We start from the raw sequence: 16,062 nt of genomic DNA, 5'->3' as shown, positions 1-16,062 counted from the left end.
CGCAGTCACACTGATTTCACGATGTCGCCCGCTGAATGCTCGCTTCGCTGACACCCACTTCGCGTGCCGTGTTCACTATTGCCGCCCAGGTGTCATCGGGCAAGGGCACGCCATTGGCCGTACGCTCGGCCCGCATCTTGCGCTCGGGATCGCCCGGCACCAGCACCTGATCAACGCCGGAGACCGGCTTGGTCGCCCGGATGAAATCCGTATAGCGGCTGATCTCACCATCAAAGAAGCTCGCCGGATCGACCACCTTCGGGTCGATGTAGATCGCGAGCATGCCGTTGGCAAAGCGCCGATTTGCCGACGTCGCCCCGGTGCCGGTCAAGGCGCCGCCGAGCAGCTCGCAGATGAAGGCGAGACCAGAGCCCTTGTGCTCGCCGAAGGCGCGGATCGCTCCCGTCCCCTTGGTGTGGTCGCGCGTCCCCTCGGCCTCATAGGGTCCATAGAGCACCGCCGGATCCTCGCTGAGCGTCCCGTCGGCATCGATCAAGGCGCCCTTGGGCAGCTTCTTGCCGCCGCGGCTCGCCACCAAGACCTTTCCCTCGGCCACGATCGAGGTCGCGAAATCGAGCACGATGGGATCCTTTCCCTGGCGCGGAATGCCGACACAATATGGCGCGGTGGAGAACCGCTTCTCGACTCCGCCATAGGGCGCCACCAGCAGTGAACCTGCGGCCGTGACGAAATGAATGGAGACGAGCCCCTCGGCGGCGGCCATTTCCGCCCAGTCGCCGACCCGGCCGAGATGGCCGGAATTGCGCAGCGCCAACGCAGCCAAGCCGCCCTTCTTGCAACGCTCGATGCCGATCCTCACGGCCTGTGGTGTCACGGTCTGACCGTAGCCGAACTTGCCGTCGACGACCACCAGCGACGGGGTGTCGACCACGACCTCTGCGGTCTGGTTGGGCACGATCGAACCCATCTTCTGCCAACGGATATAGACGGGCACGCGGATCACACCGTGGCTGTCATGCCCTGTCAGGTTGGCCGTCGTCAGATAGGTCGCGATCCGGCGGGCCTCCTCCGGCGAGGAATTGGCGTGTTCAAAGACGTCGGCAACGAAATCGATGAGATGCGCAACCTTGATAGTGACCATGACAACTCGCGGGTTCGATCAGCATGCGAAAACAGAGTTAGCATGGTTTGCCATGCCTGCGACGCACGCCCTCTCCGCTGGACTGCATCGCTTCTTATCAAAACGCCGAACGGCCTGCCAAGCATGAGACCGCGTCATTGCGCTTGGTCCGCGGCAGATCAGCCATCGCCGTCGTCGGAGGCGTCGAGATCGCCGCCGATGCTCTGCTCCAGCTCGCCCAGCATCTTGTGCAATGCGGCAAGCTTGCGGGCGCCATACCGGCTGGCAATCGATGCATAGATCGCCTCTGAGCTCGGCGCGACCTGTGCGATCAGCTTCATGCCCTTGGCCGAGATCGACAACACGCCCCTGCGCATGTCGCGGCTATCGACTTCGCGCTGAATCAGGCCGCGCGCCTCGAGATCGCGCAGGATGCGGGACAGGCTGGGCCCGAGCAGGAACGCGACCCTCGCCAGCTCCGTCACCTCGATCACATCGACCGCCGCCAGCGCGCGCAAGATACGCCATTGCTGCTCGGTCAGGCCGTGCTGTCGCAGATTGGGGCGAAACTGCCGCATCACGGCCTCACGCGCCCGCAACAAGGCCATCGGCAGCGACTGCGAGAAGTCGCGCATCGGCACCTTGCGCGCTTCCTTCGCAGCCTGCCTGGCGACCTTGGCCCTGGTCTCGCTCACATCAATCTCCTCAATCTCCCGTGGGCCATTCTGAACATTTGCACTGCAGCAAACGTCCTTTCGGTTTGCCGACTGAAACTTAACATGTTAATCATCTGCCGCCATCTCTTTTCTGAGCGATAGACCATGCCTCTTGCGAGCGACCAGATTCATAGCTGCGCCTTACGCCTGGATCAGGCCGAAAAGAGCCGCCGCCAGATCAGGCAGTTGTCGCAGGAGTTTCCCGATATCACCATCGCAGATGCCTATGCGATCCAGGAAGCCTGGATCAGCATCAAGGTGGCCGCGGGCCGCGTCATCAAGGGTCACAAGATCGGGTTGACATCGAAGGCGATGCAGAGCGCGCTGAACATCGATGAACCGGATTCGGGCGTGCTGCTCGACGACATGTTCTTTGCCGATGGCGGGCTGGTGCCGTCCGACCGCTTCATCGCGACGCGTATCGAGGCGGAGCTTGCCTTCGTCATGAAGCACCGTCTGTCTGGACCGGACTGCACCTTGTTCGACGTACTCAACGCGACGGATTTCGTGGTGCCGGCACTCGAGATCCTGGATACGCGGATCGAGCGGGTGGATCCCGCGACCAAGGCGACCCGCAAGATCTTCGATACGATCGCCGACAACGCCGCCAATGCCGGCATCGTGCTCGGCGGCCGGCCGCTGCGGCCGCTCGATGCCGACCTGCGCTGGATCGGCGCACTCTGTTATAAGAACGGTCAACTGGAAGAGACCGGCTTGGCCGCCGGCGTGCTGAACAACCCGGCAACGGCCGTTGCGTGGCTCGCCAACAAGATCGCGGCAAGTGGATTCGCGCTGGAGCCGGGACAGGTGGTCCTTGCCGGCTCGTTCATCCGGCCGATCGAGGCGCGCAAGGGCGACACGATCCAGGCCGACTACGGCCCGTATGGGACGGTGAGCTGTTACTTCGCCTGAAGCCTGCCCCGGAGCGACCGCATCATGCCGCATTTCAGCATCGAATACTCCGCCAATCTCGACGCCTTTGTCGTGATGGCCAACGTCTGCGAAGTGGTCCGCAAGGCCGCCAGCGAGACCGGGATCTTTCCGATCGGCGGCATCCGCGTGCGCGCGATCCGCTGCGAGCACTACGCGATCGCCGACGGCAAGCCCAACTCCGCCTTCCTCGCCATGCTGCTGCGGCTCGGCGAAGGCCGCGACCTCGCGGCACGGCAGAAGGCCGGCGAGCACGTCTTCAAGGCACTCTCGGCGTATCTCGATCCGGTCTTCGCAAGCACCAAGTTCGCATTGTCCTTCGACATGCAGATCAACGACGCCGCGACCAGCTGGAAGCGCAACAACATCCACGACGCCCTGAAAGCGGAGGCATCCCATGGATAAGGCCACCCCCAAGACCGACATCTACAAGGCCAATCTCGACCGTGCCGCTCCCCTGCTCGCGAAGCTGAAGGACGAGGGCATCGGCCACTTCATCGACGGCAAGGTGGTGCCGGCGATCTCGGGCGCGACGTTCGAGACGAAGTCCCCGATCGACGGCACTGTTCTGGCCAAGGTCGCTCGCGGCAATGCAGAGGACATCGACCGCGCGGCGACATCGGCCGCACTCGCCTTCAGATCCTGGCGCGACATGGCGCCGGCGATGCGGCGCAAGCTGCTGCATCGCGTGGCCGACGCGATCGAGGATCATGCCGACGACATCGCCGTGCTCGAATGCATCGACACCGGGCAGGCCTATCGCTTCATGGCCAAAGCCGCGGTCCGCGCGGCGGAAAACTTCCGCTTCTTCGCCGACAAATGCACCGAGGCGCGTGACGGCCTGAGTACGCCGAGCGACGAGCATTGGAACATCTCGACGCGGGTGCCGATCGGCCCGGTCGGCGTGATCACGCCATGGAACACGCCGTTCATGCTGTCGACCTGGAAGATCGCCCCGGCGCTCGCGGCCGGCTGCACGGTCGTACACAAGCCGGCGGAATGGTCGCCGATCACGGCGCAGTGGCTGGCCAAGCTCGCCAAGGACGCCGGCATTCCCGACGGCGTCCTCAACACCGTTCATGGCTTCGGGGAGGAGGCCGGCAAGGCGCTGACCGAGCATCCCGCGATCAAGGCAATCGGCTTCGTCGGCGAGAGCTCGACGGGATCTGCGATCATGGCGCAGGGCGCACCGACCCTGAAGCGGGTGCATTTCGAACTCGGCGGCAAGAACCCGGTGATCGTGTTCGACGATGCCGATCTCGACCGCGCGCTCGATGCCGTCGTGTTCATGATCTACTCGCTCAACGGTGAGCGCTGCACCTCATCCAGCCGCCTGCTGGTGCAGCAGAGTATCGCCGAGACCTTTACGGCCAAGCTTGCGGCGCGCGTGCGTGCGCTGAAAGTGGGTCATCCGCTCGATCCCGCCACCGAGATCGGGCCGCTGATCCACGAGCGGCATCTCGCCAAGGTCTGCTCCTATGTCGACGTTGCACGCGAGGACGGTGCGATCATCGCCGTCGGCGGCAAGCGGTTCGACGGCCCGGGCGGCGGGCACTACGTCGAGCCGACGCTGGTGACCGGCGCGCGCCAGACCATGCGCGTGGCGCAAGAAGAGGTGTTCGGGCCGTTCCTCACCGTGATCCCGTTCCGCGACGAGGCTGACGCGATCGCGGTCGCCAATGACGTGCAATACGGCCTCACCGGCTATGTCTGGACCGGCGACATGGGCCGCGCGCTGCGCGTCGCCGACGCGCTGGAAGCCGGCATGATCTGGCTGAACTCGGAGAATGTCCGCCACCTGCCAACCCCGTTCGGCGGCATGAAGGCATCGGGCATCGGCCGCGACGGCGGCGACTATTCGTTCGACTTCTACATGGAGACCAAGCACGTTTCGCTCGCGCGCGGCACCCACAAGATCCAGCGGCTCGGCGTCTAAGGAGAACTGCCCATGACCTCCCCTCGCCTCGCCACCTATGCCGTCGATGGTTCGGTCCGCTACGGGCTCGTGACCGACACCGGCCTCGTCGATCTCTCCGCGCGCTTTGCCAAGGACTATCCGACCCTGCGCGAGGCGATTGCCGCCGGCGCCCTGCCCCGGCTGATCGATGCTGCAGCCGGCTTGTCGCCGGATCACGGCCTCGACGCGATCACCTGGCAGCCGCCGATCCCCTCGCCGGAGAAGATCATCTGCATCGGCGTCAACTATCCGGACCGGAATGCCGAATACAAGGATGGCCAGGACGCGCCGAAATATCCGTCGATGTTCATGCGGACGCCGCGCTCCTTCGTCGGCCATGAAACGCCCCTGGTGCGTCCCTGCGCTTCGCCGCAGCTCGACTATGAAGGCGAGCTCGTGCTGATCATCGGCAAGGCCGGCCGTCACATCCCGGAGGCCCAGGCGCTGGATCACATCGCCGCACTCACGCTTTGCAACGAGGGCACCATCCGCGACTGGGTGCGGCATGCCAAGTTCAACGTCACCCAAGGCAAGAACTTCGATTCGACCGGCAGCCTCGGGCCTTGGATCGTGCCCTACACGAATGAGAGCCAGATTGCCGATATCCGGCTGACGACGCGCGTCAATGGCGAATTGCGCCAGGACGACCGCACCTCACGGCTGATCTTCGGCTTCCGCTACCTCATCAACTACATCTCGACCTTCACCACGCTCGTCCCCGGTGACGTGATCGTGACGGGCACGCCCACCGGCGCCGGTGCACGGTTCGATCCGCCGCGTTATCTGAAGCCCGGCGACGTCGTCGAGATCGAAGCCGAGGGCGTCGGCACCTTGCGCAATGGCGTCGTCGACGAAGCTCTGTAAAGTCAGCAACGGAATGTCAGCATGACCACCATGACCGGCGGCGAAGCCATCGTCAGCGGGCTCGTCGCCCACGGCGTCGACACCGTGTTCGGCCTGCCTGGAGCGCAGGTCTATGGCCTGTTCGATGCCTTCCACCAGGCGCAGCTCAAGGTCGTCGGCGCCCGCCACGAACAGGCCTGCGGCTACATGGCGTTCGGCTATGCCCGCGCCAGCGGCAGGCCCGGCGTGTTCAGCGTCGTGCCGGGTCCCGGCGTGCTCAACGCCGGCGCGGCACTGCTCACCGCCTTCGGCTGCAACGAACCGGTGCTTTGTCTCACGGGCCAGGTGCCGACCGACTATCTCGGCCGCGGCCGCGGCCATCTGCACGAGATGCCGGACCAGCTCGCGACCCTGCGCACCTTCGTCAAATGGGCCGAGCGCATCGAATACCCCGACAGCGCGCCGACGCAGGTCGCGCGCGCGTTCCAGGAGATGATGTCGGGGCGGCGCGGCCCCGCTGCGCTCGAGATGCCGTGGGACGTGTTCACGCAGAAGGCGGCCACCGCCGCGGCGATGCCGCTGGCACGGTTCGCGCCGCCGCAGCCCGATCCCGACCGCATCGCCAAGGCGGCCGGGCTGATCACGTCCGCGAAGGCGCCGATGATCTTCGTCGGCTCAGGCGCAATCGAGGCGCGCGAGGACATCCTCGAGCTCGCCGAGATGATCGACGCGCCGGTCGTCGCCTTCCGGTCCGGGCGCGGCATCGTCTCCAATGCACACGAGCTCGGACTGACGATGGCTGCTGCCTACAAGCTCTGGCCGGCGACCGATCTGATGATCGGCATCGGCACCCGCATGGAGCTGCCGACCACGTTCCGCTGGCCGTTCAAGCCGGATGGATTGAAGTCGATCCGCATCGACATCGACCCGGTGGAGATGCGGCGCCTGATCGTCGACGCCGGCATCGTCGCCGATGCCAAGGCGGGCACGGCCGCGCTCGTCGCTGCTGTGAGCAAGGCGGGGTACCGCAAGAGCTCGGGACGCCGCGCCGCGATCCGGGAGGTCACCGCAGCGACCTTGCAGGAGATCCAGAAGGTACAGCCGCAGATGGCCTATCTGAACGTGCTCCGCGAGGTGCTGCCGCGCGACGCCATCGTCACCGACGAACTGTCGCAGGTCGGCTTCGCCTCCTGGTACGGCTTTCCCGTCTACGAGCCGCGCACCTTCATCACCTCGGGCTATCAGGGCACGCTCGGCGCGGGTTTTCCCACCGCGCTCGGTGCCAAGGTGGCGCATCCCGACAGACCTGTGATCGCGATCACCGGCGATGGCGGTTTCATGTTCGCCGTGCAGGAGCTGGCGACTGCCGTGCAATACAACATCGGCGTCGTCACCCTGGTGTTCAACAACAATTCCTATGGCAATGTCCGGCGCGACCAGCGTGAGCGCTTCGACGGCCGCGTCGTCGCCTCCGATCTCGTCAATCCGGATTTCGTCACGCTCGCCGAATCCTTCGGCGTCGCCGCCAGCAAGGTCACGTCACCCGATCAGTTCAAATCCGCGCTCGAGACGGCGCTGGCGCATGGCGGGCCATATCTGATCGACATCGAGGTGCCGCGCGACTCCGAGGTCTCGCCCTGGGCCTTCATCCATCCGTCGAAGCCTCCAGGGATCTGATCGACCTCACGGCGGGGACGCGCGGCGTCCCTGCAATCCGGCGGCGGCCATCGCCAGCAGGCCCGCGCCGGCCACGAGCCAGCACGCGACCGGCGCCCACTGCACCAGCGGCGCATAGTCTGGCAACTTCTGCAGACCGCCGGCGACGGCAGCGATCCGCGCGAAGGTTGCCAGCGCCAGCGCCGAGAACACGAGCCCGGTCACCTTGCCCTCGGCGCCGTTCGTCCCGATCGCGAGCGCCGCGGAAATGGCGCTCATCATCATGCAGCCCCAGGCCGCCCCGGCGATGAACTGCGCCACGATCAGCACGGTCAATGCGCCCGCGAGCTCGGCGATCACGATCGCGAGCGCACCGAGCAGACCGGCGAATCCCATCACGATGAGCCCGCCGCGATGCTTGACGACCACGCTGGCCGGGAACAGCACGAGGTTGAAGCCGATCCAGAACACCGGCATCAGCCAGGAAAGGTCCTCCGGCCTGGCGAAGCGGAGATAGAAGGCCGAGCTGTTGATGCTGAAATGCAGCTGGTAGCCGAGCGCGAGGATCACCATGGCGCCGATGAACAGCAGGGGCAGTCCCCGCAGTGGCCTGGGCTCGAGCTTGGCCGCTGCTTGCGCTGCCCGACCGCTATCCTGCGGAATGCGCGAGAGACCGAGCGCCGTCAGCAGCAGCACGGCCGATGAGATGACGAACGGCAGGCGCGGATCGTAGTCGCGCAGGATCACGCCGAGATAGGGCGACACGGCGCCGGCCACGCCATAGCCGAGCATGACCAGCGCTGCCAGGAACGGAATGGCCGGCCGGGCCGCATGGCGCCCGAGCAGCGTCAAGGGCGGCGCGCGCAAGACCGACGAGGTCAGCGCCCAGATCGCGATCAGTCCGATGAAGACCGCTGGACCTGCGGACGCCGCCACGAAAGGCAGCGCGACAAAGGCGGCGCAGGATACCGCAGTCAGCAGGCCGATGAAGAGACCGAACCGCGCGGCGGCGCGCCCGATGCGATCGGCCGCAAGTCCCATCGCGGTATCGGACAATGTGAAGATCGCCTGGTCCAGCATCAGGATCAGAACGACGGCGGAGGGCGCGATGCCGGCCTGGGCGGCGAGCTTCGGCAGATAGATCACGTAGGTCGTCCACAGCAGCGTGAACACCAGCTGCAGCAGCGCAAGGTGAAGTCCTATTCGCGCCGCCGCAGGCGCCCGCTCGTCCGCAAGTTCGACAGTGCTCATGGCCCCTCTCCCGGGCGCAGCATAGAGCCAGGGATGCCCGCTGCAAAATGAGGAACGTCACAGAGCGGCCAGGACTATCGGGCGCGGCGGAACGTCAGGTTGATGCGCCGGCGGCCGAGCCGAGCATGCTCGCCATCGGCGAGCGGCGCGACGCCGTGAAAGGCGAGCCGCGCCGGGCCGCCCCAGACGACGACGTCGCCATGGGCCAGCCGATAGCGTTGCGTCTTGTCGGAGCGCTTGAGGCCGCCGAACAGGAACGTCGCGGGAAGGCCCAATGACACCGAGACGATCGGCGCGCCGACGTCGCGCTCGTCGCGATCCTGATGCAGCGACATCTTGGCGCCGGGCTCGTAGCAATTGATCAGGCAGGCATCGGGCGCGAAGGCGGCAAAGCCTGCCTCGCTCGCCGCCTGCTCGGCGAGCTGTCGCAACAGCGGCGGCATCGCCGGCCACCTCTGTCCGCTGTCTGGATCAACGGGATCGTAGCGATAGCCGCTGCGGTCCGTCACCCAGCCGACCGAGCCGCAATTCGTCATGGCCACCGACATCTGGTGCCCGCCGGGCGTGATCATCCGGCGGAACGGCGCCTGCGCGGTGATCGCCTCGATCGCGGCCAGAAGCTCCGTCGCATGTGGCTGCGCAAAACCACGCAGCAGCACCGCGCCGGGCGCGAGCGGCTCGCGCGCCGGTCCGGCGATCTCAAATCCATCGAACAGATCCGTCATATGCTACTTCGCATCGTGAAAGATCACGCCGAGCGTATGCCGCCGGCCGGAACGCAGCCGGCTCACGCCATGACGCATGTTGACACGGTAGCTGCCGCGCGTGCCCTGGACCGGGCGATTGTGGACCGCGAACACCACCGCATCGCCCTGCCGGAGCGGCACCACCTCGGCGCGCGACTGCATGCGCGGCCGCTGCTCGGTCAGCACGAACTCGCCTCCCTCGAAATCGCGCCCCGGCTCCGACAGCAGGATCGCGACCTGCAGCGGAAACACGTGCTCGCCATAGAGATCCTGATGCAGGCAGTTGTAGTCGCCCTCGACATATTGCAGCAAGAGCGGCGTTGGCCGCGTCTGGCCGGCCTGATGACAGCGCGCCAGGAAGTCGTCGTGCTCGGCGGGATATTGGATGTCGATCCCCATCGTCGCATTCCAGCGGTTGGCGATCGCGACCAGATGCGAATAGAGCCGCGGCCGCAACTGCGCGATCGGATCGGGCAGCGGATAACTGAAATATTTGTACTCGCCGCGGCCGAAACCATGCCGCGCCATGACGACGCGGCTGCGGAAGTGCCGGTCGTCCGGATAGAGCGCCGCCAGGGCGCGGCAATCCTCCGACGACAGCAGCTGCGTCAACACGGCGCAGCCGCTGGAATCGAGATCGCGTTCGACCATCGCCCAATCGAGCTGGTCGATCCCGATCGCGGCGGGAGTATCGATGTCGAGCGCAGCCTGTTTGAGCCTGGTCATTCGGACATTCCAGCTGTCATTCCGGAGCGGCGCGAAGCGACGAGCCCGGAATCCATACGCACGGTCGTGGTTATGTATTCCGCGCCTGCGCGCAAGGGCGCGCATCCCGGAATGACGACAGTGTTACGGAGTGGCCAGCGGGGCACCACCCGATTTCCGGTAGCATCCATGTCGATGATACCGTAACGACGACAGGTTCCCATCCGGCGTCGGAACGCCGGGCTCTTTCCCTACTCAGCCCCGCACCACGCCCTCGATGCCCGCCGCGATCTCCAGCAGCTTGCGGTCGTGGCCGCCGGACTGCGCCAGCATCAGGCCGACCGGGACCTCGCCGTGGCGGTGCGCCGGCAGCGAGATGGCGCAGCCGTCGATCATGTTGATGAAGGTGCAATTGCGCAAAGCGCGGATGTTCTCGCGGGCGAAGGCCTGGTCGTCGGCGAGATCGGCGATGACAGGCGGCGCGTTGGCCGTGGTCGGCATCGCCAGCGCATCGTAGGGCGCGATGCGTGCAGCGGCGCGCTTCACCAGCGAGCGGCGCGCGTTGAGCATCTCGATGTAATCCGGCACGGTGATCGCCTCGCCGCGCATGATGCGGACGGACACGCGCGGATCGTAGACGTCGCCCTTGGCTGTCAGCAGGAAGCGGTGCCAGGCATAGCTCTCCGCGGCGGCGAAACCGCCCTTCATGCCGATCAGGCCGACGTCGAGGAACTCGGGGAATTCGATACGCTCGATGAGCGCCCCCTGCTTCGCCAGCGTCTGCAGCGCCCGCTCAAAGGTCTCGGCGACCTCGACATCGAGCTCGTCGAGCACGACCGTGGTGGGCACCGCAAGCCGCAAACCCTTCACCGGGCGCGACGCGAGCGGGCGGACCGGCTCGTCGGCCAGCACGGAATCGAGGACGGCACAGCAGGCGACCGTGTTGGCGAGCGGCCCAAAGCTGTCGAGCGTGGTCGACAGCGGCACGCCGCCGTCGAGCGGCACGCGGGCCTGCGTCGGCTTGTAGCCCGTGATGCCGTTGAAGGCCGCGGGAATGCGGCAGGAGCCGCCGGTGTCGGTGCCGAGCGCGCCATAGGCCATGCGATCGACGATCGAGACCGCGGCGCCCGACGACGAGCCGCCGGGCACATGGCCGACGTCGCGCTTCCAGGCGCTCTTCGGCGTGCCGTAATGCGGGTTGATGCCGATGCCGGAATAGGCGAACTCGGTCATGTTGGTGCGGCCGATCACGACGAAGCCGGCCCGGCGCAGCCGCGCCACCGCCGGCGCATCGGCCTCGGCCGGCGCGGAATCCTCCAGCGCCCTCGAGCCGGCGCGGGTGACCTGGCCCTTGATGTCGAACAGGTCCTTGATCGAGACCGGAATGCCGGCGTAGGGCGACGGCGCCGCATTGGCCTTGCGCAGCGCGTCCATGCCGTCGGCCGCCGCCAGCGCGGCCTCCTTGTCGACATGGATGAAGGCGCGCTGGCCCTCACCGGCGGGATCGGCGATCCGGGCGAGACACTCCTCCACCAGCTTGCGGGACGTGGTGCGACCGGCGGCGAGATCGTCGGCCAGCGCGGCCAGGGTCGGATTCGAAACGGTCATGGCATCCTATCGCGTGTCTGCGGCATCGGCCGCGATGTCCAGATCGAGCAGCGCGGAACTCAGCGACTTGCCGTGCGCATCCAGCGCGAGCGACCGGGTGACCCCGCCGCCGAGCGCCCGGCTCATCACGAAATTCAGCGCCGCAATGTTGGGCAGCTCATAGCGGACCACCTCGCCCTGGACAATGCCGGCGAAGTGCGCCTTCACCCGCTCGGCCGTGACTTGTGCGAGCAGCAGCGGGTAATCCTTGGGGTCGTAGGCGATGACCGAGATGTTCGAGGTGTCACCCTTGTCGCCGGTTCTGGAATGGGCGATGTCACGCAGCTTCATCTCGGCTCCGATCATACTCCCAGCATCAAAGACCAATTTTCATCAGGCGGCAATTGCCGTCCAAACACCTCTGCGCCTCCCGGAGGGCCGCATGCGTGGCGTGATGGACCGTTGACGCGTCTGCGTCAAATGGCGCATCACGGATGCAAAGGAGCGGGCGACGGAGCCCGCCGCAGGGAGGATCAACCGGGATGGCCGAGCCTATGCGTGCACGCCCCAAACCGACACCCGAGACGCAGCATTTCTGGGACGGTACCCGCGCCGGCGAATTGCGGCTGCAGCGCTGCGACGCCTGTGCCCACGTCTACTTCCCGCCGCGCCCATTCTGTCCGGCCTGCGCCAGCCGCAAGGTCAGCGTCTTCAAGGCCACGGGCAAAGGCACGCTCTACAGCTACGTCATCAACCATCGTCCCCCTGCGCCCGGCTTCACGCCGCCCTACGCCATTGCCGTCGTGGCGCTCGAAGAGGGCCCGCGCATGATGAGCAACATCACGGGCTGCCCGCAGACACCGGAGGCATTGGAGCTCGACATGGCCCTCGAAGTCACATTCGAGAAAATGGACGAGCAGATCACCCTGCCCCTGTTCCGGCCGGCGAAAGGATAGCGCCATGCGTCGAAACCAGGTGGCCGTGGTCGGCGCGGCCGAGACCACCGAGCTCGGAATCATCCCGACGATGTCGCAGATCCAGCTGCATGCGGACGCGGCGCTGAATGCCATCGCCGATGCCGGGCTCAAGCTGTCGGACATCGACGGCTTCGCCACCGCGGTCGAGACGCCGCAGCAGATCTGTCATTATCTCGGCATCACGCCGACCTGGGTCGATGGCACCTCGGTCGGCGGCTGCTCCTTCATGCTGCATGTCCGCCACGCCGCGGCTGCGATCGAGGCCGGCCTATGCAAGACCGTGCTGATCACCCACGCCGAGAGCGGCAAATCGATGATCGGCAAGCTGCCGCGCTCGATCCCGCCGGACAGCCTGCAGGGCCAGTTCGAGGCGCCGTTCGGCGTCTACGGGCCGCCCAGCATGTTCCCGATCCCCGTGCTGCGCTACATGAAGACGTACGGCATCACCCATGAGCAGTTGGCGATGGTTGCCGTCGTACAGCGCGAATGGGCGGCAAAGAACCCGCGCGCGATGATGAAGGACCCGATCACCGTCGAGGACGTGCTGAACTCGCGCATGATCGCCTACCCGTTCCGGCTGCTGCAATGCTGCCTCGTCACCGATGGCGGCGGCGCGCTGATCCTGACCTCGGCCGATCGCGCCAAGGATTTTCCGCAGAGGCCAGTCTATGTTCTCGGCACCGGCGAAAGCGTGGAGACGCCGATGGTCAGCCAGATGGAGACGTTCAATTCATCGCGTGCCTTCAAGGTCGCGGGCCCCCTCGCCTTCAAGGAGGCCGGCATCGGCCATGCCGACGTCGACCATCTCATGATCTACGACGCGTTCGCGCATCTGCCGCTGTTCGGTCTCGGTGATCTCGGCTTCATGCCGCATGAGGAGACCGGGCCGTTCATCGCAGCCGGTCACACACGGCCCGGCGGCAAGCTGCCGCTCAACACCAATGGCGGCGGCCTGTCCTACATGCATTCGGGCATGTACGGCATGTATGCGTTGCAGGAGAGCGTGCGCCAGATGCGTGGCATCGCCCCGGCGCAGGTACCCGGAGCCAAGATCTCGGTGTGCCACGGCGTCGGCGGCATGTTCGCCGCGTCGGGGACGATCATCTTCACCAACGAGAGGTAACGACGCTCGCCGTTCCGGTCGCTTTCTTTCGTTTTGTCTTCATGGCCGGGCTTGTCCCGGCCATCCACGTCGTCCGGCGCCCTCGGAACGACGTGGATGCCCGGGACAAGCCCGGGCATGACGGAGCAACATATCGGCAGGCAGCCCGGCTGATCTGAGCTGTCTCGTCAAATGCAATAGCCCTGACGCAAACGGGGCAGGATGAACAGCACATCACGCTAAGGAGAGCCTCTCATGACCAAATCGCTCCAGGACAAAGTCGTCATCGTCACCGGCGCCGGCCGCGGCATCGGCCGCGAGATCGCGCTGCTGTGCGCCGCCGAAGGCGCCAAGGTCGTGGTCAACGATCCCGGCGTCGCCTCCGACGGCTCGGGCACCAGCGCAGCGCCGGCGGAGGAAGTGGTCGAGGAAATCAAGAAGCGCGGCGGCACGGCGGTGGCGAATTTCGAGAGCGTGTCCGAGGCGATCCCGGCCAGCAGGATCGTGAAGGCCGCCACCGACCATTTCGGCAAGCTCGATGGCGTGGTCAACAATGCCGGCATCCTGCGCGACATGATCTTCCACAAGATGAGCATCGAGGCGTTCGAAGCCGTCATCAAGGTCCACCTGATGGGGTCGTTCTATGTCGCTCACTCCGCCGCGCGGCTGTTCCGCGAGCAGGAGAGCGGCTCCTTCGTCCATTTCACCTCGACCTCGGGCCTGATCGGCAATTATGGCCAGGCCAATTACGCCGCGGCGAAGCTCGGCATCGTCGGCCTGTCGAAGTCGATCGCGCTCGACATGGGCCGCTTCAACGTGCGTTCCAATTGCGTCTCGCCGTTTGCCTGGAGCCGAATGATCGGCACCATCCCGGCGGAGACCGAGGCCGAGAAGGAACGCGTCGAACGCATGAAGCGGATGGGGCCCGAGAAGATCGCGCCCGTCGTCGCCTATCTGCTCGGCGATGCCTCGAAAGACGTCACCGGCCAGATCTTCGCCGTTCGCATGAACGAGATCTTCCTGATGAGCCAGTCGCGCCCATTGCGCTCGGTGCACCGCGGCGAAGGCTGGACGCCGCAGACCATTGCGGAGCATGGCATGCCGGCACTGAAGCCGTCGTTCTACAAGCTCGATCGTTCCGCCGACGTGTTCGGCTGGGACCCGATCTGAGATTTGCAGCGCGCAAAGTCCATTCGCAGCGCACACACTCTCAAGTTGTTTTTTATCGAGACGACCCGCACGTCGCCACGATTCTGTCGTATGGTCGCCTCCCAACAAAAAAATGGGAGGACACATATGACGACTCCACGACACGACGTCGCGCAGAACTCGCTGGTCGGAGCAGATGGCTTCGACAGGCGCAGATTGCTGAAAGGAGCCGCGGCATTCGCCGCTGCCGCGGCAACCGTGACGTCAGCATCGGCTGCAACCGTCACGCCCTTCGGCCAGACCGGGGCACCGACAATCTCGACAGATCCGCTGCCTCTCGGTCCCTTGCCGGGCAGCCGCTATCCGGACTCTCACCTGGAGTCGTCGAAAAAACCCAAGCTGTCATTCGGGCCGGCGGAGTTTCCTGCCTTCGCGGGCACGATGGCCGTAGAACGCGTCGCGACCGGAATGCGCTGGGCCGAAGGCCCGGTCTATTTTGCCGCCGGTCGCTATCTGCTGTTCAGCGACATCCCGAACAATCGCATCATGCGGTTCTCCGAGGACGATGGTCACCTCAGCGTCTATCGGCAGCCGTCGATGAATTCCAACGGCAACACCATCGATCGAGAAGGACGGCTGATCACGTGTGAACATAGCGGTCGGCGGGTCACTCGCACCGAGCTCGATGGCTCGATCACGATCATCGCCGACAGCTATAATGGAAAGCGATTGAATTCGCCGAACGATGCAGTGGTCGCGGCCGACGGCGCAATATGGTTCACCGATCCGGTCTACGGCATCGGTGGCTTCTATGAGGGCCTCAAGGCGGCGCCCGAGCAGGACAAGCACAATGTCTATCGGGTCGATCCGAAATCGGGAGAGGTCAAGGTCGTTGCCGACGACTTCGTCGAGCCCAATGGGCTCGCCTTCTCACCCGACGAAACGAAGCTTTACGTCATCGACACTGGCTTCACTGACGGGCCCGACAATCCCGCGCATATCCGCGTGTTCGACGTCGATCACGCCGCCGGCAAGCTGACGAACAGCAAGGTCTTCGCCGAAATGCCTAAGCCCAGCATCTCCGACGGCGTCCGATGTGATCGCGACGGGCGGGTCTGGTGCTCGGTCGGCTGGGGCGATCCGAACGAGGACGGCGTACGTTGCTATGCCCCGGACGGAACGTTGCTGGGCAAGATTCACATTCCGGAAACCGTCGCCAATCTGTGCTTCGGCGGCCAGCAGCGTAATCGGCTCTACATCTGCGGCTCGACGTCGCTCTATGCGGTCTATACGAGTGCGCAGGGTGCGCTGAAGCCCTGAAGATAGCGAATGGCGAATAGGGAGTAGCGAATAGACCCTCTA

The 16,062-nt window shown here is 65.5% G+C and carries 16 protein-coding genes; 9 read left to right on the top strand and 7 right to left on the bottom strand.

Annotation, left to right across the window (positions count from 1 at the left end; all coding sequences use genetic code 11):
- Nucleotides 1–16 precede the first annotated feature (16 nt).
- Together QW861_RS31710 and hpaR are read right to left on the bottom strand one after the other, a co-directional pair.
- A complete protein-coding gene (locus tag QW861_RS31710) occupies nucleotides 17–1,102 on the bottom strand; it encodes a malate/lactate/ureidoglycolate dehydrogenase (RefSeq protein ID WP_315749216.1) in 1,086 nt (361 codons plus the stop codon).
- Nucleotides 1,103–1,260: 158 nt separating this feature from the next.
- On the bottom strand, nucleotides 1,261–1,716 hold the full coding sequence (gene hpaR / locus QW861_RS31705) for a homoprotocatechuate degradation operon regulator HpaR (RefSeq protein ID WP_409977900.1): 456 nt from the start codon (nucleotides 1,714–1,716) through the stop codon (nucleotides 1,261–1,263).
- A 186-nt stretch (nucleotides 1,717–1,902) separates the two neighbouring features.
- Between hpaR and hpaH the strand changes: the two genes are divergently transcribed.
- Genes hpaH through QW861_RS31680 form a run of 5 tightly spaced genes read left to right on the top strand, consistent with a single transcriptional unit; the run spans nucleotide 1,903 to nucleotide 7,204 of the window.
- Nucleotides 1,903–2,709 (top strand): 2-oxo-hept-4-ene-1,7-dioate hydratase, encoded by an 807-nt coding sequence (hpaH, locus tag QW861_RS31700; RefSeq protein ID WP_315749214.1) that lies wholly within the window; start codon nucleotides 1,903–1,905, stop codon nucleotides 2,707–2,709.
- A gap of 24 nt (nucleotides 2,710–2,733) precedes the next feature.
- Nucleotides 2,734–3,132, top strand: coding sequence for a 5-carboxymethyl-2-hydroxymuconate Delta-isomerase (locus QW861_RS31695; protein WP_315749212.1), 399 nt, complete (start codon nucleotides 2,734–2,736; stop codon nucleotides 3,130–3,132).
- Nucleotides 3,125–4,663 (top strand): 5-carboxymethyl-2-hydroxymuconate semialdehyde dehydrogenase, encoded by a 1,539-nt coding sequence (gene hpaE, locus QW861_RS31690; RefSeq protein WP_315749210.1) that lies wholly within the window; start codon nucleotides 3,125–3,127, stop codon nucleotides 4,661–4,663. The genes QW861_RS31695 and hpaE overlap by 8 nt, the downstream gene beginning before the upstream one ends.
- Nucleotides 4,664–4,675: 12 nt before the next feature.
- A complete protein-coding gene (locus tag QW861_RS31685) occupies nucleotides 4,676–5,548 on the top strand; it encodes a fumarylacetoacetate hydrolase family protein (protein WP_315749209.1) in 873 nt (290 codons plus the stop codon).
- Between the two features lie 21 nt (nucleotides 5,549–5,569).
- On the top strand, nucleotides 5,570–7,204 hold the full coding sequence (locus QW861_RS31680; RefSeq protein ID WP_315749207.1) for a thiamine pyrophosphate-dependent enzyme: 1,635 nt from the start codon (nucleotides 5,570–5,572) through the stop codon (nucleotides 7,202–7,204).
- 6 nt (nucleotides 7,205–7,210) lie between these two features.
- Here the strand turns inward: QW861_RS31680 and QW861_RS31675 are convergent, their stop codons facing one another.
- From QW861_RS31675 to QW861_RS31655, 5 genes are all read right to left on the bottom strand, one after another.
- Nucleotides 7,211–8,434, bottom strand: coding sequence for an MFS transporter (locus tag QW861_RS31675; RefSeq protein WP_315714920.1), 1,224 nt, complete (start codon nucleotides 8,432–8,434; stop codon nucleotides 7,211–7,213).
- Nucleotides 8,435–8,508: 74 nt separating this feature from the next.
- The gene (gene alkB, locus QW861_RS31670; RefSeq protein ID WP_315714921.1) at nucleotides 8,509–9,159 is read right to left on the bottom strand and encodes a DNA oxidative demethylase AlkB; all 651 of its coding nucleotides are present in this window, start codon (nucleotides 9,157–9,159) and stop codon (nucleotides 8,509–8,511) included.
- Nucleotides 9,160–9,162: 3 nt separating this feature from the next.
- Nucleotides 9,163–9,906: a 2OG-Fe(II) oxygenase gene (locus tag QW861_RS31665; protein ID WP_315749205.1), complete on the bottom strand. Its 744-nt coding sequence runs from the start codon at nucleotides 9,904–9,906 to the stop codon at nucleotides 9,163–9,165.
- Between the two features lie 234 nt (nucleotides 9,907–10,140).
- Nucleotides 10,141–11,493 (bottom strand): amidase, encoded by a 1,353-nt coding sequence (locus QW861_RS31660; protein WP_315749204.1) that lies wholly within the window; start codon nucleotides 11,491–11,493, stop codon nucleotides 10,141–10,143.
- 6 nt (nucleotides 11,494–11,499) lie between these two features.
- Nucleotides 11,500–11,823, bottom strand: coding sequence for a hypothetical protein (locus QW861_RS31655; RefSeq protein WP_315749203.1), 324 nt, complete (start codon nucleotides 11,821–11,823; stop codon nucleotides 11,500–11,502).
- A 191-nt stretch (nucleotides 11,824–12,014) separates the two neighbouring features.
- On the opposite strand from QW861_RS31655, the gene QW861_RS31650 reads away from it, so the two are divergent.
- The 4 genes from QW861_RS31650 to QW861_RS31635 all read left to right on the top strand — a co-directional run bounded on the left by QW861_RS31650 (nucleotide 12,015) and on the right by QW861_RS31635 (nucleotide 16,020).
- The gene (locus tag QW861_RS31650; protein WP_315749201.1) at nucleotides 12,015–12,428 is read left to right on the top strand and encodes a Zn-ribbon domain-containing OB-fold protein; all 414 of its coding nucleotides are present in this window, start codon (nucleotides 12,015–12,017) and stop codon (nucleotides 12,426–12,428) included.
- A gap of 4 nt (nucleotides 12,429–12,432) precedes the next feature.
- Nucleotides 12,433–13,572 (top strand): thiolase C-terminal domain-containing protein, encoded by a 1,140-nt coding sequence (locus tag QW861_RS31645; protein ID WP_315749200.1) that lies wholly within the window; start codon nucleotides 12,433–12,435, stop codon nucleotides 13,570–13,572.
- A gap of 234 nt (nucleotides 13,573–13,806) precedes the next feature.
- The gene (locus QW861_RS31640) at nucleotides 13,807–14,721 is read left to right on the top strand and encodes an SDR family oxidoreductase (RefSeq protein WP_315749198.1); all 915 of its coding nucleotides are present in this window, start codon (nucleotides 13,807–13,809) and stop codon (nucleotides 14,719–14,721) included.
- Nucleotides 14,722–15,141: 420 nt separating this feature from the next.
- Nucleotides 15,142–16,020, top strand: a complete 879-nt coding sequence (locus QW861_RS31635) for an SMP-30/gluconolactonase/LRE family protein (RefSeq protein WP_315714998.1) — start codon at nucleotides 15,142–15,144, stop codon at nucleotides 16,018–16,020.
- Nucleotides 16,021–16,062: the final 42 nt, after the last annotated feature.

Source organism: Bradyrhizobium sp. SZCCHNRI1029 (assembly GCF_032487555.1).
GTDB lineage: Bacteria > Pseudomonadota > Alphaproteobacteria > Rhizobiales > Xanthobacteraceae > Bradyrhizobium.
This window is presented reverse-complemented; position numbering and strand designations above follow the sequence as displayed.